The sequence below is a fragment of the Gordonia sp. ABKF26 genome, from assembly GCF_041103195.1.
Lineage (GTDB): Bacteria > Actinomycetota > Actinomycetes > Mycobacteriales > Mycobacteriaceae > Gordonia > Gordonia terrae.
The window spans coordinates 3,481,842-3,508,733 of sequence record NZ_JBGCVZ010000003.1; the positions used below are offsets into that span (position 1 = coordinate 3,481,842).

Annotated in this window: 28 protein-coding genes and 4 tRNA genes; 5 read left to right on the forward strand and 27 right to left on the reverse strand. The window is 68.5% G+C overall.

Translation table 11 applies throughout. The features are described 5' to 3' along the window. Nucleotides 1–2 precede the first annotated feature (2 nt). From secF to AB4Z55_RS16145, 21 genes are all read right to left on the reverse strand, one after another. Complete coding sequence (secF, locus tag AB4Z55_RS16045; protein WP_004018786.1) at nt 3–1,199, reverse strand: protein translocase subunit SecF; 1,197 nt, start codon at nt 1,197–1,199, stop codon at nt 3–5. Continuing rightward, nucleotides 1,196–2,911: a protein translocase subunit SecD gene (gene secD / locus AB4Z55_RS16050; protein ID WP_101818788.1), complete on the reverse strand. Its 1,716-nt coding sequence runs from the start codon at nt 2,909–2,911 to the stop codon at nt 1,196–1,198. The genes secF and secD overlap by 4 nt, the downstream gene beginning before the upstream one ends. Nucleotides 2,912–3,073: 162 nt before the next feature. Then, nucleotides 3,074–3,457, reverse strand: a complete 384-nt coding sequence (gene yajC / locus AB4Z55_RS16055; protein ID WP_239403944.1) for a preprotein translocase subunit YajC — start codon at nt 3,455–3,457, stop codon at nt 3,074–3,076. A 149-nt stretch (nt 3,458–3,606) separates the two neighbouring features. Next, a complete protein-coding gene (gene ruvB / locus AB4Z55_RS16060) occupies nt 3,607–4,695 on the reverse strand; it encodes a Holliday junction branch migration DNA helicase RuvB (protein WP_004018789.1) in 1,089 nt (362 codons plus the stop codon). Beyond that, complete coding sequence (ruvA, locus tag AB4Z55_RS16065; RefSeq protein WP_239403945.1) at nt 4,696–5,289, reverse strand: Holliday junction branch migration protein RuvA; 594 nt, start codon at nt 5,287–5,289, stop codon at nt 4,696–4,698. After that, on the reverse strand, nt 5,286–5,855 hold the full coding sequence (ruvC, locus tag AB4Z55_RS16070; RefSeq protein ID WP_064571789.1) for a crossover junction endodeoxyribonuclease RuvC: 570 nt from the start codon (nt 5,853–5,855) through the stop codon (nt 5,286–5,288). The genes ruvA and ruvC overlap by 4 nt, the downstream gene beginning before the upstream one ends. Before the next feature lie 104 nt (nt 5,856–5,959). Continuing rightward, nucleotides 5,960–6,715 (reverse strand): YebC/PmpR family DNA-binding transcriptional regulator, encoded by a 756-nt coding sequence (locus AB4Z55_RS16075; protein WP_004018794.1) that lies wholly within the window; start codon nt 6,713–6,715, stop codon nt 5,960–5,962. A 155-nt stretch (nt 6,716–6,870) separates the two neighbouring features. Then, a complete protein-coding gene (gene pdxT / locus AB4Z55_RS16080; RefSeq protein WP_064571788.1) occupies nt 6,871–7,491 on the reverse strand; it encodes a pyridoxal 5'-phosphate synthase glutaminase subunit PdxT in 621 nt (206 codons plus the stop codon). After that, nucleotides 7,488–8,330, reverse strand: coding sequence for an acyl-CoA thioesterase II (locus AB4Z55_RS16085; protein WP_004018797.1), 843 nt, complete (start codon nt 8,328–8,330; stop codon nt 7,488–7,490). Before AB4Z55_RS16085 ends, pdxT begins: the two co-directional genes overlap by 4 nt. Before the next feature lie 64 nt (nt 8,331–8,394). Continuing rightward, nucleotides 8,395–8,889 (reverse strand): LuxR C-terminal-related transcriptional regulator, encoded by a 495-nt coding sequence (locus AB4Z55_RS16090; protein WP_354559587.1) that lies wholly within the window; start codon nt 8,887–8,889, stop codon nt 8,395–8,397. Between the two features lie 170 nt (nt 8,890–9,059). After that, nucleotides 9,060–9,827 (reverse strand): FHA domain-containing protein, encoded by a 768-nt coding sequence (locus tag AB4Z55_RS16095; RefSeq protein WP_354559588.1) that lies wholly within the window; start codon nt 9,825–9,827, stop codon nt 9,060–9,062. 11 nt (nt 9,828–9,838) lie between these two features. Further along, on the reverse strand, nt 9,839–10,705 hold the full coding sequence (locus AB4Z55_RS16100) for a PP2C family serine/threonine-protein phosphatase (RefSeq protein ID WP_101818783.1): 867 nt from the start codon (nt 10,703–10,705) through the stop codon (nt 9,839–9,841). Nucleotides 10,706–10,836: 131 nt separating this feature from the next. Next, nucleotides 10,837–11,748 (reverse strand): pyridoxal 5'-phosphate synthase lyase subunit PdxS, encoded by a 912-nt coding sequence (gene pdxS, locus AB4Z55_RS16105; protein ID WP_004018801.1) that lies wholly within the window; start codon nt 11,746–11,748, stop codon nt 10,837–10,839. 95 nt (nt 11,749–11,843) lie between these two features. Next, nucleotides 11,844–12,389, reverse strand: a complete 546-nt coding sequence (locus tag AB4Z55_RS16110) for a LemA family protein (RefSeq protein WP_248645347.1) — start codon at nt 12,387–12,389, stop codon at nt 11,844–11,846. Continuing rightward, entirely contained in the window at nt 12,389–13,513 is a 1,125-nt protein-coding gene (locus tag AB4Z55_RS16115; RefSeq protein ID WP_101818781.1) for a glycosyltransferase family 4 protein, read from the reverse strand. The genes AB4Z55_RS16110 and AB4Z55_RS16115 overlap by 1 nt, the downstream gene beginning before the upstream one ends. Before the next feature lie 46 nt (nt 13,514–13,559). Beyond that, on the reverse strand, nt 13,560–14,483 hold the full coding sequence (locus AB4Z55_RS16120; protein WP_369520069.1) for a phosphatidylinositol mannoside acyltransferase: 924 nt from the start codon (nt 14,481–14,483) through the stop codon (nt 13,560–13,562). Further along, entirely contained in the window at nt 14,480–15,181 is a 702-nt protein-coding gene (gene pgsA / locus AB4Z55_RS16125; RefSeq protein WP_369520070.1) for a phosphatidylinositol phosphate synthase, read from the reverse strand. Before pgsA ends, AB4Z55_RS16120 begins: the two co-directional genes overlap by 4 nt. Before the next feature lie 96 nt (nt 15,182–15,277). Beyond that, entirely contained in the window at nt 15,278–15,841 is a 564-nt protein-coding gene (locus AB4Z55_RS16130) for an HIT domain-containing protein (protein ID WP_004018806.1), read from the reverse strand. After that, nucleotides 15,834–17,927 (reverse strand): threonine--tRNA ligase, encoded by a 2,094-nt coding sequence (gene thrS / locus AB4Z55_RS16135; RefSeq protein WP_369520071.1) that lies wholly within the window; start codon nt 17,925–17,927, stop codon nt 15,834–15,836. The genes AB4Z55_RS16130 and thrS overlap by 8 nt, the downstream gene beginning before the upstream one ends. Nucleotides 17,928–18,048: 121 nt before the next feature. Beyond that, nucleotides 18,049–18,561 (reverse strand): TIGR02611 family protein, encoded by a 513-nt coding sequence (locus AB4Z55_RS16140; protein WP_369520072.1) that lies wholly within the window; start codon nt 18,559–18,561, stop codon nt 18,049–18,051. A gap of 85 nt (nt 18,562–18,646) precedes the next feature. Continuing rightward, nucleotides 18,647–20,044, reverse strand: coding sequence for a glycosyltransferase 87 family protein (locus AB4Z55_RS16145; RefSeq protein ID WP_369520073.1), 1,398 nt, complete (start codon nt 20,042–20,044; stop codon nt 18,647–18,649). Nucleotides 20,045–20,192: 148 nt separating this feature from the next. Here AB4Z55_RS16145 and AB4Z55_RS16150 point away from each other — a divergent pair, with 148 nt between their 5' ends. Next, nucleotides 20,193–20,726: a hypothetical protein gene (locus tag AB4Z55_RS16150; RefSeq protein WP_369520074.1), complete on the forward strand. Its 534-nt coding sequence runs from the start codon at nt 20,193–20,195 to the stop codon at nt 20,724–20,726. A 43-nt stretch (nt 20,727–20,769) separates the two neighbouring features. On the opposite strand, the gene AB4Z55_RS16155 is transcribed toward AB4Z55_RS16150, so the two are convergent. Continuing rightward, the gene (locus AB4Z55_RS16155) at nt 20,770–21,099 is read right to left on the reverse strand and encodes a hypothetical protein (protein WP_369520075.1); all 330 of its coding nucleotides are present in this window, start codon (nt 21,097–21,099) and stop codon (nt 20,770–20,772) included. Between the two features lie 271 nt (nt 21,100–21,370). On the opposite strand from AB4Z55_RS16155, the gene AB4Z55_RS16160 reads away from it, so the two are divergent. Further along, nucleotides 21,371–22,132 carry a GTP pyrophosphokinase family protein gene (locus tag AB4Z55_RS16160; protein ID WP_369520076.1) on the forward strand — a complete coding sequence of 254 codons (762 nt, stop codon included), beginning with the start codon at nt 21,371–21,373 and terminating at the stop codon, nt 22,130–22,132. 85 nt (nt 22,133–22,217) lie between these two features. On the opposite strand, the gene AB4Z55_RS16165 is transcribed toward AB4Z55_RS16160, so the two are convergent. Beyond that, nucleotides 22,218–22,289 (reverse strand) — tRNA-Val (locus AB4Z55_RS16165). Nucleotides 22,290–22,542: 253 nt separating this feature from the next. On the opposite strand from AB4Z55_RS16165, the gene AB4Z55_RS16170 reads away from it, so the two are divergent. The 3 genes from AB4Z55_RS16170 (at nt 22,543) to AB4Z55_RS16180 (ending at nt 22,807) form a co-directional block, all read left to right on the forward strand. Next, nucleotides 22,543–22,615, forward strand: a tRNA-Gly gene (locus tag AB4Z55_RS16170). Nucleotides 22,616–22,637: 22 nt separating this feature from the next. Continuing rightward, a tRNA-Cys gene (locus AB4Z55_RS16175) sits at nt 22,638–22,711 on the forward strand. 21 nt (nt 22,712–22,732) lie between these two features. Beyond that, nucleotides 22,733–22,807 (forward strand) — tRNA-Val (locus AB4Z55_RS16180). Nucleotides 22,808–22,856: 49 nt separating this feature from the next. On the opposite strand, the gene AB4Z55_RS16185 is transcribed toward AB4Z55_RS16180, so the two are convergent. From AB4Z55_RS16185 to AB4Z55_RS16200, 4 genes are read right to left on the reverse strand one after another with little or no spacing between them, the layout of a single operon-like run. Continuing rightward, the gene (locus AB4Z55_RS16185) at nt 22,857–23,951 is read right to left on the reverse strand and encodes a CaiB/BaiF CoA transferase family protein (protein WP_369520077.1); all 1,095 of its coding nucleotides are present in this window, start codon (nt 23,949–23,951) and stop codon (nt 22,857–22,859) included. Then, nucleotides 23,948–24,592, reverse strand: a complete 645-nt coding sequence (locus AB4Z55_RS16190; protein WP_369520078.1) for a TetR/AcrR family transcriptional regulator — start codon at nt 24,590–24,592, stop codon at nt 23,948–23,950. The genes AB4Z55_RS16185 and AB4Z55_RS16190 overlap by 4 nt, the downstream gene beginning before the upstream one ends. After that, nucleotides 24,573–26,183, reverse strand: a complete 1,611-nt coding sequence (locus tag AB4Z55_RS16195) for a class I adenylate-forming enzyme family protein (protein WP_369520079.1) — start codon at nt 26,181–26,183, stop codon at nt 24,573–24,575. The genes AB4Z55_RS16190 and AB4Z55_RS16195 overlap by 20 nt, the downstream gene beginning before the upstream one ends. Then, nucleotides 26,180–26,818 (reverse strand): nitroreductase family protein, encoded by a 639-nt coding sequence (locus AB4Z55_RS16200; protein WP_369520080.1) that lies wholly within the window; start codon nt 26,816–26,818, stop codon nt 26,180–26,182. The genes AB4Z55_RS16195 and AB4Z55_RS16200 overlap by 4 nt, the downstream gene beginning before the upstream one ends. Nucleotides 26,819–26,892: the final 74 nt, after the last annotated feature.

The window sequence follows — 26,892 nt, forward strand, 5'->3', positions numbered from 1 at the left end:
GACTAGCGGTTCCGGCGGCGTTTGCCGGTCGGGACCGCGCGGTCCGCCTCGTCGGTCTCGACGGTCTCGCCTCGTCGCTGGGTCCGGACGGGACGCGCGTCGCCGACCGGCGCACCGGCCTCGACCGCGGCGCGACGCTTGAGCACCTTGTCGGTGTGGCGGGCGATCTCGGGGCGACGTTCCTTCAGGGTCGCCAGGAGCGGCGCCGCGAGGAAGACCGACGAGAAGGTACCGACCAGGACACCGACGAGCTGGATCAGACCGAGGTCCTTGAGTGTGCCGACACCGAGCAGCCAGACCGCGATGACCATCAGCGCGATGATCGGCAACACCGAGATGACGGTGGTGTTGATCGATCGCATCAGCGTCTGGTTGACGCCGAGGTTGGCCTGTTCGGCGTACGTGCGGCGGGTTGTCTGCAGGACCGAGCGGGTGTTCTCCGAGACCTTGTCGAACACGACCACCGTGTCGTAGATCGAGAAGCCGAGGATGGTGAGCAGACCGATGACCGTTGCCGGCGTGACCTCCCAGCCGACCAGCGAATAGATCCCGGCGGTGACGATCAGGTCGAAGAACAGCGACCCCATCGCCGCGATCGACATCTCCCGGTCGAACCGCACCGCGATGTACACGAAGACGATGACCAGGAAGACCACCAGCGCGATCAGCATTCGCTCGGTGATCTCACTGCCCCACGTGGAGCTCACATCCGAGATGCTCACCTCGGCGGGCGCGAGTTCCGGTCCGAACTCGTCGGCCAACGCACGCGTCACCGACTCCGCCTGGGCGAGATCGAGTGTCTCGGTGCGCACCTGGACCGTCTGGCTGCCGCCGGCACCCGCGGTCTGCACCGACTCGGGAGCCTCGCCCAGCGTGTCGGCGACGACCTTCTCCACCGACTCCGCGGTGATCTCCGAGGAGGCCACCGGTACCGACATCTGGGTGCCGCCCTCGAAGTCGATGCCCAGGGTGAACCCACGGATTCCGATCGAGGCCAGGCAGATCAGCAGGATCGCGGCGGTCACGCCGTACCACATGCGCCGACGCCCGACGATCTGGAACGCACCGGTACCGGTGTAGAGCCGGGACAGGAACGAGCGGTTGCGATCGGCGACGAAGTCGGCGTCCGCGCCGGGCTGGGCCTTGTCGGCGTCGAGAACGGCCGAGTCGCCGGCTGCCTTGTTGTCCGGCCCGGTCATCGCACCGTCCCCTTCTCCCGAGTGGCATCAGTGGTGTCGTCGGCGTCCGCGGTGCCAGCGGGCGTGCCGTCGGGGGCAGCACTCGCCTGTCGGTGTGCCGCGACGCGACGCTGGCGGGCGACCTCGCTGATCGCTCCGAGGCCGTTGACGCTCGGTTTCGACAGGAACGTCGAGCGGCTCGCGTAGACGACCAGCGGGTGGGTGACCAGGAACACGACCATGACATCGAGGATCGTGGTGAGACCCAGCGTGAACGCGAAGCCGCGGACCTCGCCGATCGCCAGGACGTAGATGACGGCGGCGGCGATGAAGCTCACCGCGTTGCCGGACCAGATGGTGCGGCGCGCGCTCGCCCAGCCGCGGGGCACCGCGGACCGGAAGCTGCGCCCCTCGCGCATCTCGTCCTTTATTCGCTCGAAGTAGACGACGAAGGAGTCGGCGGTCATACCGATACCGATGATCAGACCCGCGATACCGGCCAGGTCGAGTGTGAATCCGATCCAGCGGCCGAGCAGGACGATGATGCCGTAGACCATGGCGCCGGCCAGGACCAGCGACAGCACCGTGAGGATGCCGAGCATTCGGTAGTAGGCCAGGGCGTAGATGAAGACCGCGATCAGGCCGACCAGTCCGGCGATGAGGCCCGCCTGCAGCGAGGCGAGACCCAGTGTCGCCGAGATCGTCTCGGCGTCCGACGCGGTGAACGAGAGCGGCAGCGAGCCGTACTTCAGCACGTTCGCGAGCTCGTTCGACGACGATTCGGTGAACGGGCTGGCGCTACCGCCGCTGATCCGCGTCTGACCACCCGGGATGGGCTCGTTGATCGCCGGTGCCGAGACGACGCGCGAGTCGAGCGTGAACGCGGTCTGGGTCCGGTTGGGTGCCTGTTCGGCGGTGTACCGAGGCCAGAAGTTGGCGGCCTCACCCTCGAATTCCAGGGTCACCACCCATTCGCCGGTCTGCGGATCGGTACCGGCGTTGGCGTTCTTGATGTCGCGACCGTCGATGATCTCCGGGCCCAGGAGGTAGACCTCCGAGCCGTCGGTCGAACAGGCCACGAGGTACTGGTCGGGGCGATCGTTGCCCAGCAGCGGATCGTTCGCCGTCGGCGAGCAGTCCATCTTCGCCATCTGCTGCTGCAGTGCCTCGAGCTGCTGCGGGGTCGCGTTCGCCGGCGCCTGGCGCAGTCTGCGCTGCTCGTCGATCGCGGCGGCCGCGGCCTCGGTGGGCAGGGCGTCGGCCTGGTCGTCGGCACTCTCGGGCTTCGGGGGTTGCGGGGTCGCCATGGCCGGCTGCCCGACCACCGGCCGGACGTACAGGCGCGCCGTCTGGCCCAGCGACTTGGCCTGCGCACCGTCTTGGCCGGGAACCGTGATGATCAGGTTGTCGCCGCTGACGACGACCTCGGAACCGGAGACACCGAGGCCGTTCACACGCTGCTCGATGATCTGCTTCGCCTGGTCGAGCTGCTCTCGGGTCGCCGCCTGCCCGTCTTCGGTCCGCGCGGTCAGCGTGACCCGCGTACCGCCCTGCAGATCGATGCCGAGTTTCGGTTCGATGGTCTGGGGTCCGGTGAAGAAGATCAGGCCGTACACGACCGCGAGCAGGCCGATGAAGGCCACGAGCGGGCGCCACGGCGGGATCTCTCGAGCCGGTCGCGACCGCTTCCCTGCAGTCCGGCCCTTCCCCGAAGTCCGAGAGGGAGTTGTCACAGCTGTTCAGGTCTCCTTGAGAGCGTCAACCGGCCGACGGGCATCACGACCGGCACGACCCACCACCGGCCCGCGGCCAGGTCCCGCCGGAGCCGCGTACGACGCGGCCGTGCGGGCAGGTGGGCGCGCCGCGTCGCAGAATCGACGCGGCGCGGATTCGGCTTACTTGTCGGTGTCGCGCGCGTCGTCGGCGGCAGGCTTGTCCAGGCTGACCGAGTCGACGTCGTCGTAGTCGTCGGCCGGGATGTCCGGGGCGACGTGACCCGCATAGGTGGCGGCGGCCTCGTCGGTCGGGACCACGCGCATGACCGCGAGCCGGTTCCAGCGGGTGACCACGCCGGTCGCGATCTCGACGTCGACGACGTCGGGCGAACTCGCATCGATCACGGTGCCGAAGAGGCCGGAGGTCAGCTGGACGCGGGTTCCGGTGGACACCGAGTTCTGCATCTCCTGCATCTCGGCCACACGCTTCTTCTGCTTCCGCATCGACAGGAACATGAAGCCGGCCAGCAGGGCGAGCAGGAGCGGGAAGAGCAGAGCGTCCATGAGTGCGAGTCAGTCCTTTGGGTATCGGGATGTACGGCGTGAGCGAGCGGCCTGTCCGGAGGTGATCCGGGCAGCATCAGCTCAGCTGTGCTCCACACAGTGTGCCACGTCTTGCGCGGAGGTCATCCCCGCAGGTGGTGCCGGTGTGGTCAGAGGTCGTCGAACAACGTCTCCGCGCCGACGTCGCGCGGACGCACGCCGAAGGTGGCGTTCATCGCACCCGCCGGTGGGGTGAGACCGAGGTGATGCCAGGCGGCGGCGGTGGCGACCCGCCCGCGGGGCGTCCGGGCGATCATCCCGGCGCGCACCAGGAACGGTTCGCAGACCTCCTCGACGGTGGCCGGCTCCTCGCCGACCGCCACGGCCAGCGTCGACACGCCGACCGGTCCGCCGCCGAAGGCACGGATCAGGGCGTCGAGCACGGCTCGGTCGAGCCGGTCGAAACCGAGTTCGTCGACGTCGTAGACCGCGAGCGCCGCGCGGGCGACGTCCACGGTGATCGAGCCGTCGCCGCGCACCTCGGCGTAGTCACGGACCCGGCGTAGCAGCCTGTTCGCGATACGGGGCGTGCCCCGCGAGCGGCGAGCGATCTCGCCGGAGGCGTCGCCGCGGAGTTCCATGCCCAGAATCCCGGCCGACCGATGAAGCACCCGGACGAGCTCGTCGGGTTCGTAGAACTCCATGTGGGCGGTGAATCCGAACCGGTCGCGCAGCGGCCCGGTGAGCGAACCGGACCGGGTCGTCGCCCCGACCAGCGTGAACGGCGCGACGTCGAGCGGGATCGAGGTCGCACCGGGTCCTTTGCCGACCACGACGTCGACGCGAAAGTCTTCCATCGCGAGGTACAGCATCTCCTCGGCCGGACGCGCGATGCGATGGATCTCGTCGATGAACAGCACATCGCCCTCGACGAGGTTGGACAGCATGGCCGCGAGGTCGCCGGCGCGCTCCAGGGCCGGCCCCGAGGTCACCCGGATGGCGGCCCCCATCTCCGAGGCGATGATCATCGCGAGCGACGTCTTGCCGAGCCCTGGCGGACCCGACAGCAAAATGTGGTCGGGTGTGCCGCCACGCCCCTTGGCACCGTGCAGAACGAGTTCGAGCTGCTCGCAGACCCGCGGCTGCCCGATGAAGTCGGCGAGCGACTTCGGGCGCAGACCCGCGTCGAGATCGCCGTCGGAGCGAACCGGGGTCGCGCTCACGTCCCGGTCGTCGACGTCATCGGTGTCGTCGAACATCTAGGACGCCTTCCCCAGCAGCGACAACGAGTGCCGGAGCGCCGTCGACGCATCGGCGCCGGGGTGTTCGGCGAGGACCGCGGTGACCGCCTTCTCGGCGGGGCCCGCGGTGAATCCCAGCCCGACGAGGGCCTCGGCGACCTGCTCTCGGATGCCGCCGACGACGGTCACACCGCTCGCGGGCTCGCCGGTGGGCCGGTCGACCTTGTCCCGGAGTTCGACACAGAGCCGTTCGGCCACCCGCTTGCCGATGCCGGGCACGGACGTGAGGGCCTTGGTGTCGGACTCCGCGAGTGCTCGCCGCAGCGCATCCGGTTCGAGCACCGCGAGGGTGGCCATCGCCAGTCGTGGGCCGACACCGGTCACCGTCTGCAGCAGAGCGAAGAGGGCGCGGGCGTCCGGCTCGGTGAAGCCGTAGAGCGTCATCGAGTCCTCGCGGACGATCATCGAGGTCAGCAGCGTCGCCTCGTCGCCCCGGCGAAGCCGGGACAGCGTCGCGGGTGTGGCGAGCACGCGGTAACCCACTCCCCCGCAATCGATCACGGCATGGTCGAGAGCGATCTCCAACACCGGTCCGCGAACTGACGCGATCATGCGCGACTCCCCTCTCGTGCCTGGGCCACCCGCGCGCGGTGACGGGCCGCGGCGGCGTCGGCCTGCTTCTGCGCGGCGGCCATCCGTTCCATCATCGGTCCGCGCCAGCAGTGACAGATCGCCAGCGCGAGCGCGTCGGCCGCGTCGGCGGGACGCGGTTTGGTCTGCATGCCGAGAATCCGGGTGACCATCGCGGTCACCTGCGCCTTGTCGGCGCGCCCGCTGCCGGTCACGGCCGCCTTCACCTCCGAGGGGGTGTGGAAGCGGACCGGGACATCGCGCTGCGACGCGGCGAGCGCGATGACGCCACCGGCCTGCGCGGTCCCCATCGCGGTGGACACCTGGTTCTGGGCGAAGACGCGTTCGATGGCGACCACGTCGGGCTGGTGGACGTCGAGCCAGTGACACGCCGAGGTGTAGATGGCGAGCAACCGCTCGGCGAGGTCCATGTCGCTCGGGGTGCGCACCACGTCGACGTCGAGCGCCGTCACCGACCTCCCACGCCCCGACTCGACCAGCGCGATACCGCACCGGGTCAGACCCGGATCGACACCCATGACGCGCACTCGTACCCTCCCAGGCCTCGCGGACAGTTGCGAACAACTGTTCGAGATCCTATCGGGACGGGTGGACAACGCCGGTGATCAACACACCGGGCCGAGTCCTGAGGTCAGTCGTTCTCGAGTTCGGCGAGGACGTCGTCGCTGATGTCGACGTTGCTGTAGACGTTCTGGACGTCGTCGGAGTCCTCGAGCGCGTCGATCAGCTTGAACACCTTGCGGGCGCCGTCGGCGTCCACGGCCACCTCGACCGACGCCCGGAAGCTCGCCTCGGCGGAGTCATAGTCGATCCCGGCCTCCTGCAGGGCGCTGCGGACTGCGATCAGATCGCTTGGCTCGCTGACGATCTCGAAGGACTCACCCAGATCGGTGACCTCTTCGGCACCGGCGTCGAGCACAGCCATCAGCACGTCGTCCTCGCTCTGCCCGTTCTTCTCGAGCGTCACCACGCCCTTGCGGGTGAACAGGTAGGACACCGAGCCCGGGTCGGCCATGTTGCCGCCGTTGCGCGTCATCGCGGTCCGGACCTCGCCCGCCGCGCGGTTGCGGTTGTCGGTGAGGCACTCGATGAGCACGGCCACGCCGTTGGGTCCGTAGCCCTCGTACATGATGGTCTGCCAGTCGGCGCCGCCGGCCTCTTCGCCACCGCCGCGCTTGCGCGCGCGCTCGATGTTGTCGTTGGGGACCGACGACTTCTTCGCCTTCTGGATGGCGTCGAACAGCGTGGGGTTGCCCGCCGGGTCGCCGCCGCCTGTCCGTGCCGCCACCTCGATGTTCTTGATGAGCTTGGCGAACATTTTGCCGCGCTTGGCGTCGATGGCCGCCTTCTTGTGCTTGGTGGTGGCCCATTTGGAGTGGCCGCTCATGTCCGTCGATTCCTTTCCCGGCGCCGGCACGTGCGGCGGGCCGCAGCCCGCATCCGGCGCACTCCTGCCTCTGTTCGGCCGCCCAACTTGTTGTGCGCCCTGTTGGTTGCGCCCGGCGTGCCGGGCTCATGGTCTACCTCTGGTTCGGCACGATCTTACCGACGCACCATCTCCACGAAGTATTCATGTACGCGCCGGTCGCCGGTCACCTCTGGGTGAAACGACGTCGCGAGGACGTTTCCCTGACGGACCGCGACGATCCGCCCGGCCGCCGGACCGTCGGGCACGCGCGCCAGCACCTCGACCTCGGGGGCGATCGTCTCCACCCACGGCGCGCGGATGAACACCGCGCGCATCGGCGCAGCACCCTCGACGTCGGTGATCCCGGTGAAGTCGAGATCGGTCTCGAAGCTCTCGACCTGGCGGCCGAATGCGTTGCGGCGCACCGTCACATCGAGGGCATCGAGGTGCCGCGCGTCCGGTCGGGTGTCGAGGATCGTGGATGCGAGCATGATCATGCCGGCGCACGACCCGTAGGCCGGGAGCCCGTCGGACAGCTTCTCCGCGAGCGGGTCGAACAGGTCGAAGATGCCGAGCAATTTGCTCATCGTGGTCGACTCGCCGCCCGGAATGACGATCCCGTCGATCTCGTCGAGCTCGGCCGGACGACGAACGGCGATGGCGTCGGCACCGCTGGCCTCGAGCGCGTGGACGTGCTCGCGGACGTCACCCTGCAGCGCGAGGACCCCGATACGCGGCCGGTTCGTCGCGGTCACCGATCGGTCCGGGCGGGGTCGCGCCGCCCGGTGCGGGTCAGGCCCTCCTGGGTGACCGCGGCCACGAGTCGTCCCTGTAGGTCGAAGATCCGCCCTTGGGTGAGGGAACGTCCGGCTCCCGCCGACGGCGAGGTCTGGTCGTAGAGGAGCCAGTCGTCGGCGCGGAAGGGCCGCATGAACCACATGGCGTGGTCGAGGGAGGCCACCTGCGGCTTGGAGTCCGGATGCGGCACGCGCGACGAACCGATCAGGGTCATGTCGCTCATGTAGGCGAGCGTGCCGACGTGGAACACCGTGTCATCGGGCAGCGGATGTCGGTAACGGAACCACACCCGTTGCTGGGCAGCGAAATAGGGCGACGTGACCAGCTTGTCGGCCGGGACGATGCGGAGGTCGAAGTTGCGCCACTCCTGGAAGACCGCGCGCTCGCTCTCACTCAGTTCCTCGGATCGGTCGGCGAGCTCATCCGGGCGCGGCGCCGGCGGCATCCGGTCCTGGTGCTCGTAGCCCTCGTCGGTGCGGACGTGAAACGACGCCGACATGGTGAAGATGGCCTCACCGTTCTGGACTCCGGTCACCCGCCTGGTCACGAAGGATCGTCCATCCCGGATGCGGTCGACGAGGAACACCGCCGGGCGGTCCGGATCGCCGGGGCGAAGGAAGTAGCCGTGCAACGAGTGGACGTCGAACTCCTCGGACACCGTCCGGGTCGCCGACATCAGGGCCTGGCCTGCGACCTGACCGCCGAAAGTGCGCTGCAGGCGACTCGGGAAGGCACCGCCACGGTAGATGTCGTTGTCGATCTGCTCGACCTGGAGTATGTCCTCGATGGCTGCCACGCAGACCAGTATCGCGCACCGGACCGGTGGACACTCCCCTGCCCGCCGGCCAGGCGTTCCGCGATCAGAGCTCGTCGAGCGTCATGATCCCGTCCTGGATGGCGCGGGCGACCAGCGACGCCTTGGTCGGGGCCGGACGGCCGATCTCGGCGTACTTGGCCCGGATACGGGTGAGGTGGGTGTTGACCGTGCCGAGCGAGATGTAGAGCTCCTGTGCCACAGCAGGTTTGGAGTCGACGAGCATCCAGGTGCGCAGCACCTCGACCTCGCGTGAGGTGAGGTTGGGCTTCGCCCGGTCGACGGCCGGTGCCGCGGCGACCTCGGGGATGTCGGTGGTGGCGGACACGGCGACCGCCCGGTGCAGGTGGGGGTGGCCCGGTCGATGTCCCAGACCCAGCGGCTGACCCGCACGCGACGTCTGGATCTGGTGGCCGGGCAACGGCATCCGGCGGGCCGCGAGACGCGCCAGGGCTTCCTTCCGGCGGGCGATGGCCTCCGCATCGCGACGAGCGCTGACCGAGCGCAGGTGCTGGGGAGCCTGGTGGGCGATCGCAGTCATGTGTGCTTCCTCTTCACTCATTCGAACCGGTGGTCTTCCGGGTCTTCCCGGCGATGAAATGAAGATTATGGGCTGATGGCCCGCTGGTCGATGGGGAGAACTCCCCTACCCGTGGGGAGAACTACCCACGGTGAAACCGCAGGTCAACAGCGTGCAAAGGAGAGTCGACCTCAGCCCTCGGCGTTCCGTGCCGCCTCGGCGTCGATGAGCGGGAGGTCCTCGCGGGTGACGATGCGCGACGACACCGCGTATTCCACGAGTTTGGTCCGGCGATTGCTGGCGAGTTTGCCTCCGCCGCCGCGCATTCCGCTCACGCCGAGCTGGTCGAGTTTGTCGCAGACGTTGTCGAGCTTGCGGTTGAACTTGGTGAGCGGCCAGCCCAGCCGTCGGGCCGCCTGCGCCGACGACGGGATGGCACTCGACCCTGTCCCCTCGCGTCGGAGGATCTCCTCGGCCAGCACGATGATGAGCAGTTTCTGGCTCTCGGTGAGCGTCGGCACGCCCTGGGTGGTGTGACCGCCGCTGTACTCCGGGCGGGTCACGGACTTCACCTGCGGCGCGCGGGCGAACAGGCTCAGTTCATAGGTGGTGGGGCCCGCGGTGAACACGATGGTCGTCTCGCCGAAGACGAGCGGCATCCGCGCGCCGGGACCCAACGTCGCGGAGAACCCGACATCGCCCGCCGACACGCTGGCCGACAGGTGCGTACCCAGATTGGTCAGCCACCACAGCCCGTTCTCGTTGTGGATGACCAGGAATCGACGATGGAGGTAGGGATTGTCGTCGATCGACAGATCGGCTTCCCGACCGATGAAGAATCGGCGATCGGCGTCGAGGGCGATGCGTTCGCCGCAGTACTCGACGTAGGTTGCCCCGGTATCGAGCGCGGCGTCGCCGGGTTCTGCGGGGGTCGCGGCTCGATCCTGCCCCGTGGTCATCTGCTCTCCGATCAGCTCGGGTCGGGTGCCGGAGCCTGTCCGGCTGCCTCTCCCTGCGCCGAACCGTCGAGCGCGGGCATCGTCAGGGTCGGCACCGACTCGTGGACGGACACGACGATCACGGTGACATTGTCGTGCGCGCCGAGTGCCAGCGCGGCGTCGACGAGCCGCTCGGCAGCCTGTTGGGAATCCGCGGCGTTGCGCAGAATGTCGCCGATCTCTTCGTCGGGCAGTTCACCGGTCAGGCCGTCGGTGCACAGCAGCAGCACGTCACCCGGGAAAGCCGGGGTGCTCGAGTAGTCGGCCACCGGGTCGACCATGCCGGCGCCCAACGCACGGGTGATCACGTTGCGACGCGGGTCGGTGCGGGCCTGCTCGGGGGTGAGGAAGCCGGCGTCGATGAATTCCTGGACCTGGGAGTGGTCGGTGGTGAGTTGGTTGAGCGACCCGTTCTGGAATCGGTAGGTCCGCGAGTCGCCGATGTTGAGCACGAGCCAGTGGGGGCTCTGCTCGTGCGTGACGAGCACGACGCCGGTCGCGGTGGTGCCCGCGCGACGCTCGGTCTCGGTGTCGATCTCCCCGATCCGACGCTGGGCGGCGAGCAGCAGATCATCGAGCTGCAGCTGGGTGGCCTTGAGCTCCCCCGCGCTGGTGGCCTCCGACAGGGTGAGAAGCGCTGCCTCGCTGGCCAGCTCCCCGCTGTCGTGACCGCCCATGCCGTCGGCGAGCAGGTACATCCCCGGCAGCGCGAGCGCAGCGTCCTCGTTTGTCTCGCGGACTCGTCCGACGTTGCACGCGGCAGACCACTCGAGCCGCAATTCACCCACGATGTGTGTGCCCGAGACCGAAGCGTCTCGAACGATGGTCGCCGCATCCATGATCAGCAGATACTACCGCCGCGGAGCCCTTGACCCGCTACGCCTGTCGACTGTTCGGTCTCGGGCGTGTTGGGCGGGTGCTCCGCGGCGGACGGCGGTCCGTCTGACCACCTACGATTCGGTCGAACCGGTCACCAGCCGCGCTCGGCGAGGCGGTGCGGCTGCGGGATGTCGTCGACGTTGATGCCGACCATCGCCTCGCCCAGACCGCGCGAGACCTTCGCCAGCACGTCGGGGTCGTCGTGGAAGGTGGTCGCCTGCACGATGGCCGCGGCGCGCTGTGCCGGGTTGCCCGACTTGAAGATCCCCGATCCCACGAACACGCCCTCGGCGCCGAGCTGCATCATCATCGCGGCGTCGGCCGGGGTGGCGATGCCGCCGGCGGTGAACAGCGTGACCGGCAGCTTGCCTGCCTCGGCAACCTCGGCCACGAGATCGTAGGGCGCCTGCAATTCCTTTGCCGCGACGTACAACTCGTCCTTCGGCAGCGACGTCAGCCGACGGATCTGATCGCGGATCTGACGCATGTGCGTGGTCGCGTTGGACACATCGCCGGTGCCCGCCTCGCCCTTCGAGCGGATCATCGCCGCGCCTTCGGTGATGCGGCGCAGGGCCTCACCGAGATTGGTCGCACCGCACACGAACGGCACGGTGAACGCCCACTTGTCGATGTGGTTGCTGTAGTCGGCCGGGGTCAGGACCTCGGACTCGTCGACGTAATCCACGCCCAGGCTCTGCAGGACCTGCGCCTCGACGAAGTGACCGATGCGGGCCTTGGCCATCACCGGGATCGAGACCGCGGCGATGATGCCGTCGATCATGTCCGGGTCGCTCATCCGCGACACGCCACCCTGGGCGCGGATGTCGGCGGGCACCCGCTCGAGGGCCATGACCGCGACCGCGCCGGCGTCCTCGGCGATCTTCGCCTGCTCGGGGGTCACGACATCCATGATCACGCCGCCCTTGAGCATTTCTGCCATGCCACGCTTGACCCGGGCCGTGCCCTGGCCGACCTCGGGAACGGTCGCGCCGTTGTGACTCACTGAAGATCTCCTCGTGTCGCAGTCTCGACCAGCCGCGATCGCGGCGTCGGTACGCCCACCAGTCTAGGTGAGCGGCCGATCGCCCCCGACGAGGGTCAGTCAGCCTGGCCTGGGGTGACGCGCTCGATGATCTCGAAGTACTCCGGGGGCGTGGCGTGCCCGCCGAGCCGGAGCCACCGGACGGGCCGCCGCTGCGCGAGAGCCCTGGTGTCGCGGACGGCGTCGTTGTAGAAGCGACGGGCCATCATCACCCGCGTCTCGGCATCGGCGAGCTCGACGACGAGCGCCGCGGACCGACGGTTCGGGTCGGTGCGCGCCAGCGCCGCCGACACGGCGTTCTCGGCGTCCTCACGCGCCGACGGAGCCGCACGCTCGGCCCGGTCGGCCAGCAGCGCCAGTTCGCGCGCCTGAGCGGCGACGTCGTCGCCGACGGGCTTGCGGTACCCCGCGGAACCGTCGCCCGCGATCATCTCGGCGGCGACGGCACGCACGACCACCGCTCGACGGTCGAGACTCGACTCGAGCGCCTGACGGGCGAGGTCGACCCGCACGTTGAGGCGGTCGAGCCGGTTCGCGGTGTGGTACGCCCAGCCCATCACGAGCAGCACGGCCACCACACCGAGAACGATCCAGGTGGCCATCAGTCCGACACCACGACCGGACCGGCTCCCACCGTGACGGTGTCGTAGACCCGGAGGATCTGATCGGCGACCCGCGACCAGTCGTATTTGTCGGCGCGGATCCGGCCGGCGGCGACGAGGTCGGCGCGCGCTTCCGGATCGGTCAGCAGCTCGACGAGCCCCGCCGCGAGCTGATCGGGGGAACCAGTCTCGACCAGCCGACCCGCCCGGCCGTCGTCGAGGACCCGGCGGAAAGCGTTCAGCGAGCTGGCGATCACCGCCGCACCCGCCGCCATCGCCTCGACCAGGACGATGCCGAAGCTCTCGCCGCCGAGGTTGGGTGCGCAGTACACGTCGGCCGAAGCCAGCGCCCGCGCCTTGGTCGCGTCGTCGACCTGCCCGAGGAACACGAGATGCTCGGCGAGCGCGCCCGCCCGACGGCGCAACGCCGCCTGATTGCCGCCGCCGACGACGAGGACCCGCACATACGGGAACTTCTCCACCACCGCGGGCAGGGCGCGCATCAGCACGTCGATGCCCTTGCGTGGTTCGTCGAAGCGACCGAGGAACAGGATCGTCCCACCGGGATGCGGATATCCCTCGAGGGGCTCCGCGTCGGCGAAGGACGCGACGTTGATGCCGTTCGGGATCTCGACGGCATCCGAGCCGAGCGATTCCATCTGCCACCGGCGCGCGAGCTCGGAGACGGCGATCTTGCCCGCGATCCGTTCGTGATAGGGCCGCAGGATTCCCTGGAAAACACTCAGCCACAACGACTTCGACGTCGCTGTGTGGAACGTCGTGACGATCGGCCCGGACGCCACCATCAGCGACAGCATCGAGATGCTCGGCGAATTCGGTTCGTGCACGTGCAGGACGTCGAAGCCGTTCTCGGCGACCCAGCGTCGCAGTCGGAGATAGCCCTTGGGACTGAAATTCACGCGGGAGACCGACCCGTTGTACGGGATCGCCAGCGCCGGCCCCGCCCGGACGACGTACTCCGGCAGGTCGGTGTCGCGGGCGGCCGGGGCGAGCACACTCACCTCGTGACCGCGGTCGAGGAAGACGTCGGCGAGTTCGGTGACGTGGGCCTGGACCCCGCCGGGCACATCGAACGAGTAGGGGCAGATCATCCCGATACGCATGGCACTCCCCTGGTCGTCGTTCCCGAATCCTGATGGTGCGGGCCGGTCATCGCGGCGGCCCGTCCCGTTCCACGCGACTGCGTTGCCGATCGGTCCAGTCCGCCTCCCAGAGCGGCTGCAGCATGTGCCAATCCGCCGGATGCGCGGCGATGTTGTCCGCGAAGGCGTCGGCCAGCGCCTGCGTGGCGGATTCGATGCCGCCGGAGACGTCGATCGGCTCGCCGAGGCTCATGCGGGAGTACGGCGCCTCCTCGAACCAGTGATGGGCCGGCAACAGTGCCGCGCCGGTCTCGATCGCCAGCCGCGCCGACCCGGCCGGCATGCGGGTTCGCTCGCCGAAGAAGGTCACCGGCACCCCGTGCCGGGCGATGTCCCGCTCCCCGAGCAGGCACACGATGCCCCCGGCACGCAGCCGGTCGGCCAGCAGCCCGAAGGGCGGCTGCTCGCCGCCACTGAGCGGGAAGATCTCGAAGCCGAGCGACTCCCGGTAGGCCACGAACCGCTCGAACAGCGTCTCCGGCTTGAGTCGCTCGGCGACGGTCGCGAATCGGCCGTAGTGCTGGACCAGCCAGACTCCGGCCATGTCCCAGTTGCCGGTGTGCGGCAGGGCCAGGATCACGCCCTTGCCGGGGGCCAGCGCGGCATCCAGACGAGCCCGGTCCGCGTCGGGGAGCACCGCGGTCTGCGCCACCGTCGCGCGATCCTGCGCGGGCAGCCGGAACGCCTCACACCAGTAGCGCGCGTACGACCGCATCGCGTCGGCGAGGAGGTCGTCGGGCACCTCCGCCGGTTCGACACCGAGGACACGGGCGAGATTGCGCCGCAACTGATCCGGACCGCCGGACCGGCGCCCGGCGAAGTTCCCAGCGCGGTCGAACACGGCCCGCGCCGCCCGCTCCGGTGCCCATCGGACCGCGGCCCAGCCCGCCCGGTACCCGAGGTCGGCCGCCAGTGCGCCGAGATCGGTCATCGCTCTCCCACGGGTGGCGTCGGTCCGTCCGGGCCGGCCGTCGGGCCGTCCTCGGATGCGGTGTCCTCGGGTGCAGGCGTGATCGGGATGAGGTCCCGCGCGCCCGGCGACTGGGCGATCGACCACATCCGCTGCCCGACGGTGATGACGCTGGCGACGGCGAGGAGCCACATCGCCACATGCACGGCCCACCACAACCCGAGGCCCGTGAGCCCGGTGCCGACGAGCACGATGATGAGCCGGTCCGGCCGCTCGATGAGACCGCCGTCGCCGTAGAGACCGCTCGCCTCCGCGCGGGCCTTGGCATAGGAGATCACCTGGGAGGTCACCAGACAGATCAGGGTCGCGACGAGCAACAGATCGTGGGGTTCGGTGATGGCGCACCACCACGCCAGGCCGGCGAAGATGGCGCCGTCGGCGACTCGGTCGCATGTCGCGTCGAGGACCGCACCGAAGCGCGTACCACCGCCGCGGGCACGGGCCATCGCGCCGTCGAGCATGTCGAACATCACGAACAGCCAGATGACCAGCGTGCCCCAGAAGAGCTGTCCCATCGGGAAGAGGGTGAGCGCGGCCGCGACGCCGGCCAGCGTGCCGATCACCGTCACCGAGTCCGGCGTGAGCCCGGTCCGCAGGAGCGCCCGACCCATCGGGAGGGTCACCTTCGAGACCGACGCCCGACCCAGAATGCTCAGCATCGCCGAGTTCCTCCCCCATCTCGCCGCGCGCCGCGCGCCGGCGCGTCCCGGTCACTCATCGTCTGACTCGCCTCACCTGATCGCACGCCGCGGACGTCAGTCGCCCAGACGCTGCCAGGCATCGGCCAGCAGTCCGCGGGTGTCTCGCAGCAGCTGTGGCATGACCTTCGTCTCGCCCACGATCGTGATGAAGTTCGCGTCGCCCATCCACCGCGGCACGATGTGCTGGTGGAGATGCTCGGAGAGCGAACCGCCCGCGGCGTAACCGAGGTTCAGTCCCACGTTGAAGGCGTTCGGATTCGACACCGACTTGATGGTCCGGATCATCCGCTGCGTGAACGACATCAGTTCGGCCGATTCCGTCGCGGTCAGGTCCTCGAGGTCGGCGACCTGCCGGTACGGCACCACCATGGTGTGCCCCGGGTTGTACGGATAGAGGTTCAGCACCGCGTAGACGGCCTCGCCGCGCGCCACGATGAGACCGTCCTCGTCGGACATGGTCGGGATGTCGAGGAACGGGTGTCCGGTCTTCTCCGCCGGTTGCGGGTCGGCGATGTAGGTCATCCGGTGCGGACTCCACAGCCGCTGCAGGCGATCGCCGACGCCGACCCCCTCGTCCCGGATCTCGCCGGGCGCGTCCCCGAAGGCGGCGTCACTCATCGAGCGCCCCCGCCACCACGACCGTCTCCACGTCGCCCAGGGCGATCTCGATCAGCTCCTTGGTGGGCGACTCGTTGCGCCTGCTGCGGACCCACTCGACGATGACGGACACCGCGTCGGCCACCGGCACGCCGTTGACCTGCGTCCCGTCGCGGAAGCGGAAGCTCACCGCGCCTGCCTCGACGTCGCGCTCGCCGGCCAGCAACATGAACGGCACCTTGCCGGTGGTGTGGTTGCGGATCTTCTTCTGCATCCGGTCGTCGGACGAGTCGACCTCGGCGCGGACGCCGGCGGCGAACAGATCGTCGACGACGCCCTGGAGGTGCTCGACGAACGCCTCGGCGACCGGGATGCCCACCACCTGGACCGGGGACAGCCAGGCCGGGAACGCTCCCGCGTAGTGCTCGGTGAGTACACCGAAGAACCGCTCGATCGACCCGAACAGGGCGCGGTGGATCATCACCGGGCGGTGCTTGGCGCCGTCGGAACCGGTGTACTCCATCTCGAACCGGTCCGGCAGCATCAGATCGACCTGGATGGTCGACATCTGCCACGTCCGGCCGATGGCGTCGCGGGCCTGCACGGAGATCTTCGGCGCGTAGAACGCGGCGCCCCCGGGGTCGTCGACGAGGTCGAGTCCGAAGCTCGACGCGGCGTCGCGCAGGACCTCGGTCGCCTCTTCCCAGGCCTCGTCGGAGCCGATCGACTTGTCGGGATTGCGGGTCGACAGCTCCAGGTAGAAGTCGTCGAGACCGTAGTCGCGCAGCAGATCGAGCACGAACTGCAGCAGCGACCGCACCTCATCGCCCATCTGCTCCCGGGTGCAGTAGATGTGGGCGTCGTCCTGGGTGAAGCCGCGCGCACGGGTCAAGCCGTGGACGACGCCGGACTTCTCGTAGCGGTACACCGTGCCGAACTCGAACAGGCGAAGCGGCAGCTCACGATACGAACGGCCCCGCGAGTTGAAGATCAGGTTGTGCATCGGGCAGTTCATCGGCTTGAGGTAGTAGTCGATGGCCGGTCGGCGGACGGTGCCGTCGGCGTCGACCTCCTCGTCGAGCTGCATCGGCGGGTACATGCCGTCGGCGTACCAGTCGAGGTGACCCGACCGCTTGAACAGCTCGCCCTTCGTCGCATGCGGGGTGTAGACGAACTCGTAGCCGGCCTGCGAGTGGCGGAGTCGCGAGTAGTCCTCGAGCTCCTTGCGGATGATGCCGCCCTTGGGGTGGAAGACCGGCAGGCCCGAGCCGATCTCGTCGGGGAAGCTGAACAGGTCCAGCTCGGAACCCAGGCGGCGGTGGTCGCGCTTCTCGGCCTCCGCGAGCATCTCGAGATGCGCGTCCTGGGCCTCCGCCGACTCCCACGCGGTGCCGTACACGCGCTGCAGACCGGCGTTGGCCTGATCGCCGCGCCAGTAGGCCGCCGAGCTGCGGGTCAGCTTGAAAGCCGCGATGTATTTGGTGGTCGGGACGTGCGGCCCGCGGCACAGATCGCACCAGATCCGTTCGCCCGTACGAGGATTGAGGTTGTCGTAGACCGACAGTTCGCCACCACCGACCTCCATGACCTCGGCGTCGTCGGCGGCACCCTTGTCGTCGATGAGCTCGAGCTTGAACGGCTCGCCGGCCAGTTCGGCGCGGGCCTCGTCCTTCGACGCGTAGACCCGGCGCGAGAATCGCTGACCCGACTTGATGATCTGCTTCATCTTCTTCTCGAGGGCTGCGATGTCCTCGGGTGTGAAGGGCTCGGCGACGTCGAAGTCGTAGTAGAAGCCGTCCTTGATCGGCGGGCCGATGCCGAGCTTGGCCTCGGGGAACAGCTCCTGGACCGCCTGCGCGAGAACGTGTGCGGTCGAATGCCGGATCACGCTGCGGCCGGCCTCGGTGTTCGCGGCGACCGGTTCGACATCGATGTCGGCGTCGGGTGCCCACGACAGGTCGCGCAGATCGCCGCCCGCGTCGCGGACGACGACGACGGCCTCCGGCCCCTTGTTGGGCAACTCGGCCTCGCGCAGTGCGGTGCCCGCGGTCGTCCCAGCCGGCACACGGATCGTGGCGGGGCTGGTCACCTGGACGTCGTCGGGCACGGGGGCGCTCCTAGGGTCGGGGCGGACACGCGAAGACGCGTCCGGGTCGGGACGTTTGCGACTCTGATGGTATCCGCGCCGGGTCGTCGCGGGGTGCACCCCTACCTCGTGGCGCCGGCGGTCAGCCGAAGACGGGGCTCGCCAGCCACTCGTAGTCGAGACCCACCCAGCCGGCGACGGTGTGCAGGGCACCGAGCACCCAGAGGGTCGCGATGACGATCGCGCAGGTGCCGAGCCAGAAGATCGCCTGCACCGACCAGTGCTGACGGCCCATCCACTCCATCCAGGCGTCGTACTTGGCGCGCGCGAACTTCAGCAGGCGGTGGGCCCACTCGAACTCCGATGCCAGGATTCCGAGGCCGAGGAACACGATGAGCCATCCGGGGCCCGGGTACGGGATCGCGACGATCCCGCAGAGCAGGACGATCGTGCCGATGGTCCCGACCGCGATGCGGTAGATGCCGTGCCACCGCGGATTGCTGCGTACGGCGAAGCGACGGTGACGCGCGAGGATCCGGAGCCGGTGCCGGCGGGACCCGCGATCGGCCCGGTCCGACGTCGACGATCCACGCCGCGCGGTGTCCGGCGTGGAGGTCTCGTTCACTCCGGACTCGCTCGCCCCCGGTGTCGGCATCGTCTCCCACCCTGTTCGTCCGGCCCGATGATGTGTGGGGCCGGTGTGCGTCCCGGCCGTACGTGCCGGAAAAGTGACGTCCAGGCTACGCGATCGAGGCAGCGTCCTCCGGCGCCGGCAGTGTCGACGTACGACGCCGGTGCCGCGTCCGCGCAGCGTCGACCAGGGTCGCCGACACCGTGACCGCGAGCAGCAACGGGTAACACCCCGAGTAGAGAACGACCAGCACGTCCCCGACGAGGGAGCCAGGTGGGTCACGCGGCATCATGAACAGCCCCAGAGCGATCGCGTGATCCGACGTCAGATACGGCCCGCTGTCCCACCAGTGCCGCCACCAGGTGAACGTCAGGCCCACCACGCCCGCCGGGGCGAGCCAGTACCACCACGTACGAGCCGTCGTCCCCCGCCGCAGGGCCAGGTCGAGCCCGACGATGAAGAGGGGTACGCACCAGACCCAGTGGTGTCCCCACGCGAAGGGCGAGACCGCACACATCGTCATCCCGACGATCGTCGCCGCCAGGAGGTCGCGCGACTCGCGATGGGCGAGCACCGCGGCGAGCAGCCCGAGACCGGCGACGATCACCGCGAGCGGTAGCCACAACCAGGTCGGCGCCACGAAGACGGGCCCGCCGGGCGCGCGCTCGGCGAATCGTCCTATGTCGAAGTGGGCCAACAACTGTGACACGGAGCCGCGTATCGACTGGTTGGCGGGCGAATCAGCCCGGCCGACACGGTCGGTCTCGGTCAGGTGGCGGGTCCAGTAGGCCCACGAATCGCCCGGGATGACGACGAATCCGATGGCCACGGTCGCCGCGAAGGTCGCCACCGCGGTACCGGCCGCGCGCCATTGCCGGCTCGCCACCAGGTAGACGACCGCGAACAGCGGTGTCAGTTTGATTCCGGCCGCGATCCCGATCGCGACTCCGCGCCACCGCGAACTCTTCCCGAGGAACACCAGGTCGACCAGGATGAGCGTCATCACCAGGAGGTTGACCTGCCCGAGCCAGATGGTCGTGCGGATGGGTTCGAGGGCGGTGGACGCGATCGCGATCAGCACGGCGAACGCGCCGAGGCGGGTATCGAAGCGGTATTTCAGGCTGCGGAGGCTCATCGCGACGACGCCGGTGAGCGCCGCGAATCCGATTGTCCACCACACGATGTTGGCGACAGTCTCGGTGAGCAGGGCCAGCGGGACGAAGGCCACCGCGGCGAACGGCGGATAGGTGAAGTGCAGTCGCCACAGGACAGGGGCGTCGTACAGCGGTCCGGCGTCGAGCACCGTGGCAGCGCCTGCGCGGTAGACACGGACATCGGTGGCGTTCTCGAAGAGTCCGTAGAACGGGTTGGTGATGGGGAATGCCGCGACGTGCCAGGCGATCACCCCGAGCGCGACGACGGCCGCGACGACGATCGCCGCCGTCGGGATCGGTGCGGGCACAGCACGTGGCGACTCCGGCAGATCGACGGCAGTCTTCGCGGCCACGCGGCGAGAGTACGCCCCAATTGTGAGCCCGCTCACGCGAAACGCCGCGTGACGAGGTCGGTTGTTCGACAGACAGCCCGGTCTCGGCGGCCCGGGCCGGACTACCGTCGATCTCGGTGGGTGACGAGATCACCTTGGGGACGACACCATGCCACCGAAAGCACTCGGCACACTGGCCGCGGCAACTCTGGCAGTGACCATCGCCGCCTGCACGGGCAGCGGCATCGAACCGGCGGCGATGACGCGCGCCGGCGCGTTTGATCCCGTGGTCGAGGGGCCGGCGCCACCGATTCGCATCGCCGTCGACAGTCCGTCCGAGCCCGTACGCCCACACATCGATCCGTGGCCACTCCCCGACGACGCCGCGCTCCGGCCAGACCAACAGCGTGCGACCGAGGCACTGGTCGACCTTTCGACCGGGAACGCCGGCGAGAAGCTCGCGCAGCGGTCGACCTGCCGCGTCCTGAACGCCATCCAGTCACCGCCGGCCGACGCGCCGGGCTGGCAGGTGCGCATCCTCGCCACGGTGACGATGCGGCACGGTCATGCGCTCCTGACTGCGCCGCAGCAGCGGTCAGCGGATGCCGCGGTCGTCGTGCTGGCCCGGGTTCTCGCCGACCTCGATGCGGTTGCGGGACAGCCATACCGGCCCGTGTTCGTTCAGGGGTGCAGTCCCTACTGACCGCGACCGGACGTGCTACACCCGCAGAACGCCGGTGCGGCAACTACCACTGCCATCGCAAACCGGCATTGTTCGACTGCCGGCAGGTGGCGATGCCGTCGGTTTGGTACACCATCGCGCGAGCACCGAGCGTGGGGCAGGGGGTGCCGAGTCGGACCTTGGGCGCACTGGTCACGGCGTGACTGCGCCATCCTGCCGTTTCGGCGGAGCAGTACAGCGCGCCGTCGGCAGAGTCCATGCCGTACTCGTGCTGGTAACAGGGTCCGCCTTCGCGTTGAACCGAAGACGGCGCCGCCGACGCCTCGCCGACACCAGCCAATGCGCCGATGACTGCTGCGGCCACGGCAAATCCGGCGATGCTCTTCTTTGCCATTACGGTTCTCCTCAGAAGTTCTCGTAGCGGTAGGCGGGGCGGGGACAGAGGGCATGGTCGCTGCCGAGGAACAATCCGTCCGCTGTGGACAGCCCACGTGAGTCCGCAGCATATCCACTGAATGGCGACGAAAATCGAGGTGAAGGGGCTGTTCATCTGATCGGTCGAACGCCCGATGTTTCGCCCAGACGCGGCGAAATCGCGAGAGCTTCTATCGTCGATGGTCGATGGCCAGGTTGTGCGTCCATCGGAGCGAGAAAGTGGAGGACCGATGACCGCAGGAGACAGCGACAGTCCGACCGACCGCGAGATCCTGGGTGATCTGGCGCGACTGCGTGGCGACATGACCCGATTCCAGATGGAACATCAGTTCGCGGTCGACGAGATCCTGACCAAGGTCACCATCCTGCGCACCGAGTTCCTTCACCTGCATCACTACAACCCCATCGAGCACGTGACCTCGCGGGTCAAGACACCGGAGAGCATCTTGCGCAAGGCCATGCGCAAGGGCATCGCCCCCGACCTGCCCACGATCCGCTCCCAGCTGACCGACATCGCGGGCATCCGCGTCACGTGCAGCTTCATCGCCGACACCTATCGAATCCTGGAGACCTTGACCTCGCACGACGACATCCGCGTCATCGAGATCAAGGACTACATCGCCGCGCCCAAGCCCAACGGCTACAAGAGTCTGCACGCGATCGTCGCGATCCCGGTCTTCCTGTCCACCGGACCCGTCGAGGTGGTGGTGGAGATCCAGATCCGAACCGTCGCGATGGACTTCTGGGCGTCGCTGGAGCACAAGATCTTCTACAAGTACGACGGCCGCGTCCCCGATCATCTGTCCGCCGAGCTCGCCTCGGCGGCTCGCACCGCGAACGAACTGGATCAACGGATGGAACGGCTGCACGCCGAGGTTCACGGCGACGGGCCCGATTCGGGGCGCGACCCGATCAACGACGACGTGATCCGGTATCTGCGGCAGCATTCGTCGTGGCCGGAGGTCGAGGAAGGCCGGCCGGAAGCCCCCTGACCTCCCCGCCGGCGGATTCGGATGTCACGGAACCCGGTCAACGACAAGAGCCTCGCCGGAATCCGGCGAGGCTCTTGTGATCCGGTGGTCCCGGCTGGGATCGAACCAGCGACCTTCCCGGTGTGAACGGGACGCTCTTCCACTGAGCCACGGGACCGTGTCGGGCGCCTACTGTCGATGCCAGGGGCGCCTGTGCACGAGCCAGAAGATTACACGGGTTGCGCAGAAGTCCCAAATTCCGACGGTGGGCCACGTCACAGCGAGGAGTTTCGGGTCGCCTGGTGAATCACATGCTGGGGATTCACTCTGTCCCACGCTTCTGACCAGGCGATTTGGATAGTTCGGAAACCATCGCGTAAGTTTCTCTTCGCACCGCGAGCAGCAAGATCCACAAGATCGCTCGTGGGCATGCGGATGTAGCGCAGCTGGTAGCGCATCACCTTGCCAAGGTGAGGGTCGCGGGTTCGAATCCCGTCATCCGCTCGGCGCGAGTCGACTCGCATCTGGTGGTGTGGCCGAGTGGTGAGGCAACGGCCTGCAAAGCCGTGTACACGGGTTCGATTCCCGTCGCCACCTCCACCGCTACACAATTTGATACCCGCGCGATTAGCTCAGTGGGAGAGCGCTTCCCTGACACGGAAGAGGTCACAAGTTCAATCCTTGTATCGCGCACCACGACAAAACCCCCGGGCCGCCCCGGGGGTTTTTCGTTGTCATGAATTCGCTACCTCGACGCCGACCACTCGCCCACGATTTCCCCCAGCGACGCCGCCGACGGCGCGAAGGGAGCAGGCAACACGGTCCGCGAAAAGCGGGGTGCCGGCGCCGGGGTGATCGCGTCGTCGACGCGCACGAACGAGCCCCGCTGCACCGCGACCGGGTCCACGGCGGCCTCGTCGAAGTCGAGAACCGGTGTGACGCAGGCATCCACGTCCGCGAAGACGCTCCCCCACTCGTCGCGCGTGCGCGTACCGAAGCGGGCCTGCAGTGCCGCGCCGATCACCGGCCACGAGGCCCGGTCCCACCGATCGGGCAGATCGCCCACCCCGAGGGTGTCGACGAGGTTCCGCCAGAACTTCTCCTCGAGCGCACCGACGGCGACGAATCTGCCGTCGGCGCACCGATACGTGGCGTAGAACGGTGCCGACCCGTCGAGCAGGTTGCCCTGATCCCGAGAACCCCAGCGTCCGGCCGTCTTCCACGACCATTGGAGCGCGGCGAGGAGTCCGGCACCGTCGACCATCGCGGCGTCGATCACCTGACCGCGGCCGGTACGCGTGCGGTCGTGCAGGGCGGCCAGCACCCCGACGACGAGCAGCATCGATCCCCCACCGAAATCGCCGACGAGCGACAGCGGCGGCACCGGTGGCGATCCGGCCGGACCCATTGCCTCGAGCACACCGGTGACGGCCAGGTAGTTGATGTCGTGTCCCGCAGTGGCGGCGCGGTCACCGCTCTGGCCCCATCCGGTCATCCGCGCGTAGATGAGTTGCGGAGCGTCGGAGCAGATCTCGGGCCCGAGGCCGAGGCGCTCCATCACACCCGGCCGGAAACCCTCGACGAGAATATCGGCGCGCAGGACCAACTCGCGGATGCGCGCGAGGTCGGTGGGATCCTTCACATCGGCGTCGACGCTGCACCGTGACCGGTACAGACCTGCGTCGGCATCCGGGATACCGTCGGGCCCGGGCAGATCGGGGCCGGGGCGCCGGATCCGGATGACGTCGGCACCGAGATCCGCGAGCAGCATGCAAGCGTGCGGGGTCGGCCCGAGGCCGGGCATCTCGACCACCCGCACGCCGGCGAGCGGGCCGCTCACGACGCCGGACGGTGGTGGAGAACGCCACCGATCGTGAAGTCGACGTAGTCGCGCACCAACTGGTCGACGTCGTGGGAATCGTTGAGCCACCAGCTGATCCCGTTCATCAGGTCGAGCACCGCGATCGCCGATTGGTGCGGGTCGCGAACCTCGAACAGGCCCAGCCGCGCGCCGGCATCGATGACATCGCGGATCCGACGCTGGTAGTACTTGCGATAGTCGGTGACCACGCGGCGATGCTCGGGCGTGAGCGCCGACAGCTCCCGCAGGGCGACAAGGTGTTCCACCCGGTGTCGCGCCAATCGCCGGACATGCGCCTCGATCAGCTTGGTCAACCGCTCGACGGGACCGCCTTCGCCGTCGAGCAGCAACAGGTCCTGCTGCGGATCCTCGGTCATCCGCAGGGCGATCGCGTAGAGGATCTCCTCCTTGGACTGGAAGTGGTTGTAGAGGCTCGCGCCCCGCATGCCGACCGCCTGCGCGATGTCACGCATCCCGGCGTTGGAGTATCCGTGTTCGGCGAAGTATCCCGCGGCGGCCTCGACGATCTCGTCGCGGCGCCGGCGTGGCCGTCGATCTGTTCGCTGCCGCTGATCGTCGGCTGCCGAGACGGCGTCGTCCTCAGCCCTGACCGGTTCCATAGGCCTTCCTCAACTCGCGCTTGAGCAGTTTGCCCTGGGCGTCGGTCGGCAGTGCGTCGACGACGTGGACCTCTTTGGGCACCTTGTACTTTGCCAGGTCGGTGCGGCAGTACTCACGGATGTCGTCGCCGTTCACCTCTGCACCCGCGCGCAGGACCACGAAGCCGGTGACGGCCTCCGACCAATAGGGGTCCGGAAGCCCCACGACGGCGGCGCGCTCGACGTCGGGGTGCGCCTGCAGGACACGCTCGACCTCTTGTGATGCGACGTTGAACCCGCCGGTCTTGATCATGTCCTTGCGCCGGTCGCGGAAGAACAGGTTGCCCTCCGCATCGATGCGGACGATGTCACCGGTGTGCACCCAGCCACCCTCGAAGACCTGCGCGGTGCGCTCGGGGTCCTTGAAGTAACCGAGCATGACCGACGGTGTGCGACAGAGCAGCTCGCCCTCTTCGGCGTCGTTGCCGTCGGCGTCGACGACCCGGACCTCCAGGTGCCCGACCGGCTTGCCGATCCAGGTCGGGTCCTGGTCCGGTACGTCTTCGAGCCGCCGGAACCAGCCGACCGAGCCGAGCTGGGTCAGCTCGGACTGTCCCCAGTATGTGCCCCAGACGGACTCGGGTGTGGCCGCGGCCCACGCGTCGACCGCGTGCGGCGACACCTGGCCGCCGTAGGTCAGGCAGCGACGCACCGTACCCACGGTGTCGGGGCCGAAATCGGGGTGATTGGCCAGTGCGATGAAGAACGTCGGCGTCTGCGCCAGGACGGAGATCTTCTCGTCCCGGATCATCCGCAACGCCGTCGCCGGGTCGACCGCGGCCGGCAGGACGAGGGTGGCACCCAGCAGCGTCAGCGACGTCAGCGAACCGATCCCGGCGATGGTGTGGAAGGGCATGACGTAGAGCCACACGTCGTCGTTGCGGCAGCGAAGTCCCCATGTGTACGCGGGCGAGGTGGAGATGAGGTAGTTGCGGTGGGCGATCTCGACGCCCTTGGGTGTCGACTCGGTCCCGCTGGTGTAGACGATCATCGCGAGGTCGTGTTCGTCGACCTCACACTCCGGTTCGGAGTCGTCCGCCGCGGCCACCGACTCGTCGAAGGAGTTCCACGAGTTCCCCTCGGCGTCGCCGACGACGAGGACCGAGATGCCGAGACTGTCGGCGATGGGGCCGGCCAGCGCGGACAGCGGTTGTTCGACCACCAGCACCGTCGGCTCCAGGTGGCGGAGCTGTTGTGCGACCTCGCCTTCGCGGAACATCGGGCTCACGCCGGAGTACGCGGCGCCGACCTTCAATGCGCCGTAGTAGGTGGCGACCGTTTCGACGCGGTTGCGGCTCATCACCGCCACCCGGTCCCCTCGCCCGACGCCGAGGTCGAGCAGAACATGCGCGACGCGATTGGCCATCGCGTCGAGCTCGGCGTAGGACGTCGACGTCCGTCCGCCCTGTGCGTCGTACGCCACGATCGCCGGGGTCGATCCCTGGGACCGGGCCAGTCGTCGGAGCTGGTCACCGATGGTGGCCCGGCCGAGCATCGAGGTCTGTGCGGGCGACAGGGCGCGCGTGGTCGGGTTCATGGCGGGGGCACTCACGCGAACATCTGGTTGTCGAAGCGGTCGAGGAAGGTGATGTCCTCGACCGGGGTCCGGGTCAGCTTGCGGGGAAAGTCGTCGCGCGGGTAGCCGACGGCGATGTGCGCTGCGGTGAGGTAGCCGTCGGGGATGCCGAGCAGGTCTTTCACCTCGTTCTCGGCGGCGCAGAGCAGGGTCGTCAGTGCGGTCGCCACGCCCTGTTGCCGGAGCGCGAGCGTGAGGTTCTGGACACTCGGGTAGATCGACGCCCCGCCGACGACGCTGAGCCTGCCCAGTTCGTGGTCGGTGGGATGCAGACCGTCCATCTCGGCACAGACCACGATCAGCGCCGGCACCTCGGCGAGGTGGTGGGCGAAGTAGTTGGCACTCTCCACGGTCTTGGGGATCGCGCCGACCTTCTTCGAACCCTCGACGACCGCGGCGTAGTAACCCTCCCAGAACGGCAGGTAGAGGTCGGCGAGAGCTTTCTTCGTCGTCTCGTCGCGGACGACCACCCAGCGGACGGGCTGACGGTTCCCGCCCTGCGGGCCGAATCGCGCGTCGTCGAACGCCCGGTACAGCACCTCGTCCTCGACGGGCCGCTCGCTGAAGTAGCGGCAGGTGCCCGTGGTGCGCATTGCTTCGCTGAGTTCCATGTCAACCCTCCGTGATCACTAACCGTTGTTAGTATGACTGAGCACACACTTACACACCCGATTCGCGACGTCAA

Excerpts from the sequence above, each read along its gene's own strand:
- ruvB (WP_004018789.1), bottom strand. The coding sequence starts at position 4,695 with ATGTTCGACGACACCGATGACGTCGACGACCGGGACGTGAGCGCGACC.
- AB4Z55_RS16095 (WP_354559588.1), bottom strand. The coding sequence starts at position 9,827 with ATGACCACGGGGCAGGATCGAGCCGCGACCCCCGCAGAACCCGGCGAC.
- AB4Z55_RS16155 (WP_369520075.1), bottom strand. The coding sequence starts at position 21,099 with ATGGCAAAGAAGAGCATCGCCGGATTTGCCGTGGCCGCAGCAGTCATC.
- AB4Z55_RS16110 (WP_248645347.1), bottom strand. The coding sequence starts at position 12,389 with ATGGCCACCTGGATCGTTCTCGGTGTGGTGGCCGTGCTGCTCGTGATG.
- yajC (WP_239403944.1), bottom strand. The coding sequence starts at position 3,457 with ATGGACGCTCTGCTCTTCCCGCTCCTGCTCGCCCTGCTGGCCGGCTTC.
- AB4Z55_RS16130 (WP_004018806.1), bottom strand. The coding sequence starts at position 15,841 with ATGAGTGACGCCGCCTTCGGGGACGCGCCCGGCGAGATCCGGGACGAG.
- secF (WP_004018786.1), bottom strand. The coding sequence starts at position 1,199 with ATGACCGGGCCGGACAACAAGGCAGCCGGCGACTCGGCCGTTCTCGAC.
- pgsA (WP_369520070.1), bottom strand. The coding sequence starts at position 15,181 with ATGCTGAGCATTCTGGGTCGGGCGTCGGTCTCGAAGGTGACCCTCCCG.
- AB4Z55_RS16150 (WP_369520074.1), top strand. The coding sequence starts at position 20,193 with ATGCCACCGAAAGCACTCGGCACACTGGCCGCGGCAACTCTGGCAGTG.
- AB4Z55_RS16090 (WP_354559587.1), bottom strand. The coding sequence starts at position 8,889 with ATGACTGCGATCGCCCACCAGGCTCCCCAGCACCTGCGCTCGGTCAGC.
- AB4Z55_RS16100 (WP_101818783.1), bottom strand. The coding sequence starts at position 10,705 with ATGGATGCGGCGACCATCGTTCGAGACGCTTCGGTCTCGGGCACACAC.
- AB4Z55_RS16200 (WP_369520080.1), bottom strand. The coding sequence starts at position 26,818 with ATGGAACTCAGCGAAGCAATGCGCACCACGGGCACCTGCCGCTACTTC.
- AB4Z55_RS16075 (WP_004018794.1), bottom strand. The coding sequence starts at position 6,715 with ATGAGCGGCCACTCCAAATGGGCCACCACCAAGCACAAGAAGGCGGCC.
- AB4Z55_RS16120 (WP_369520069.1), bottom strand. The coding sequence starts at position 14,483 with ATGACCGATCTCGGCGCACTGGCGGCCGACCTCGGGTACCGGGCGGGC.
- AB4Z55_RS16190 (WP_369520078.1), bottom strand. The coding sequence starts at position 24,592 with ATGGAACCGGTCAGGGCTGAGGACGACGCCGTCTCGGCAGCCGACGAT.
- AB4Z55_RS16140 (WP_369520072.1), bottom strand. The coding sequence starts at position 18,561 with ATGCCGACACCGGGGGCGAGCGAGTCCGGAGTGAACGAGACCTCCACG.
- AB4Z55_RS16115 (WP_101818781.1), bottom strand. The coding sequence starts at position 13,513 with ATGCGTATCGGGATGATCTGCCCCTACTCGTTCGATGTGCCCGGCGGG.
- ruvA (WP_239403945.1), bottom strand. The coding sequence starts at position 5,289 with ATGATCGCGTCAGTTCGCGGACCGGTGTTGGAGATCGCTCTCGACCAT.
- AB4Z55_RS16160 (WP_369520076.1), top strand. The coding sequence starts at position 21,371 with ATGACCGCAGGAGACAGCGACAGTCCGACCGACCGCGAGATCCTGGGT.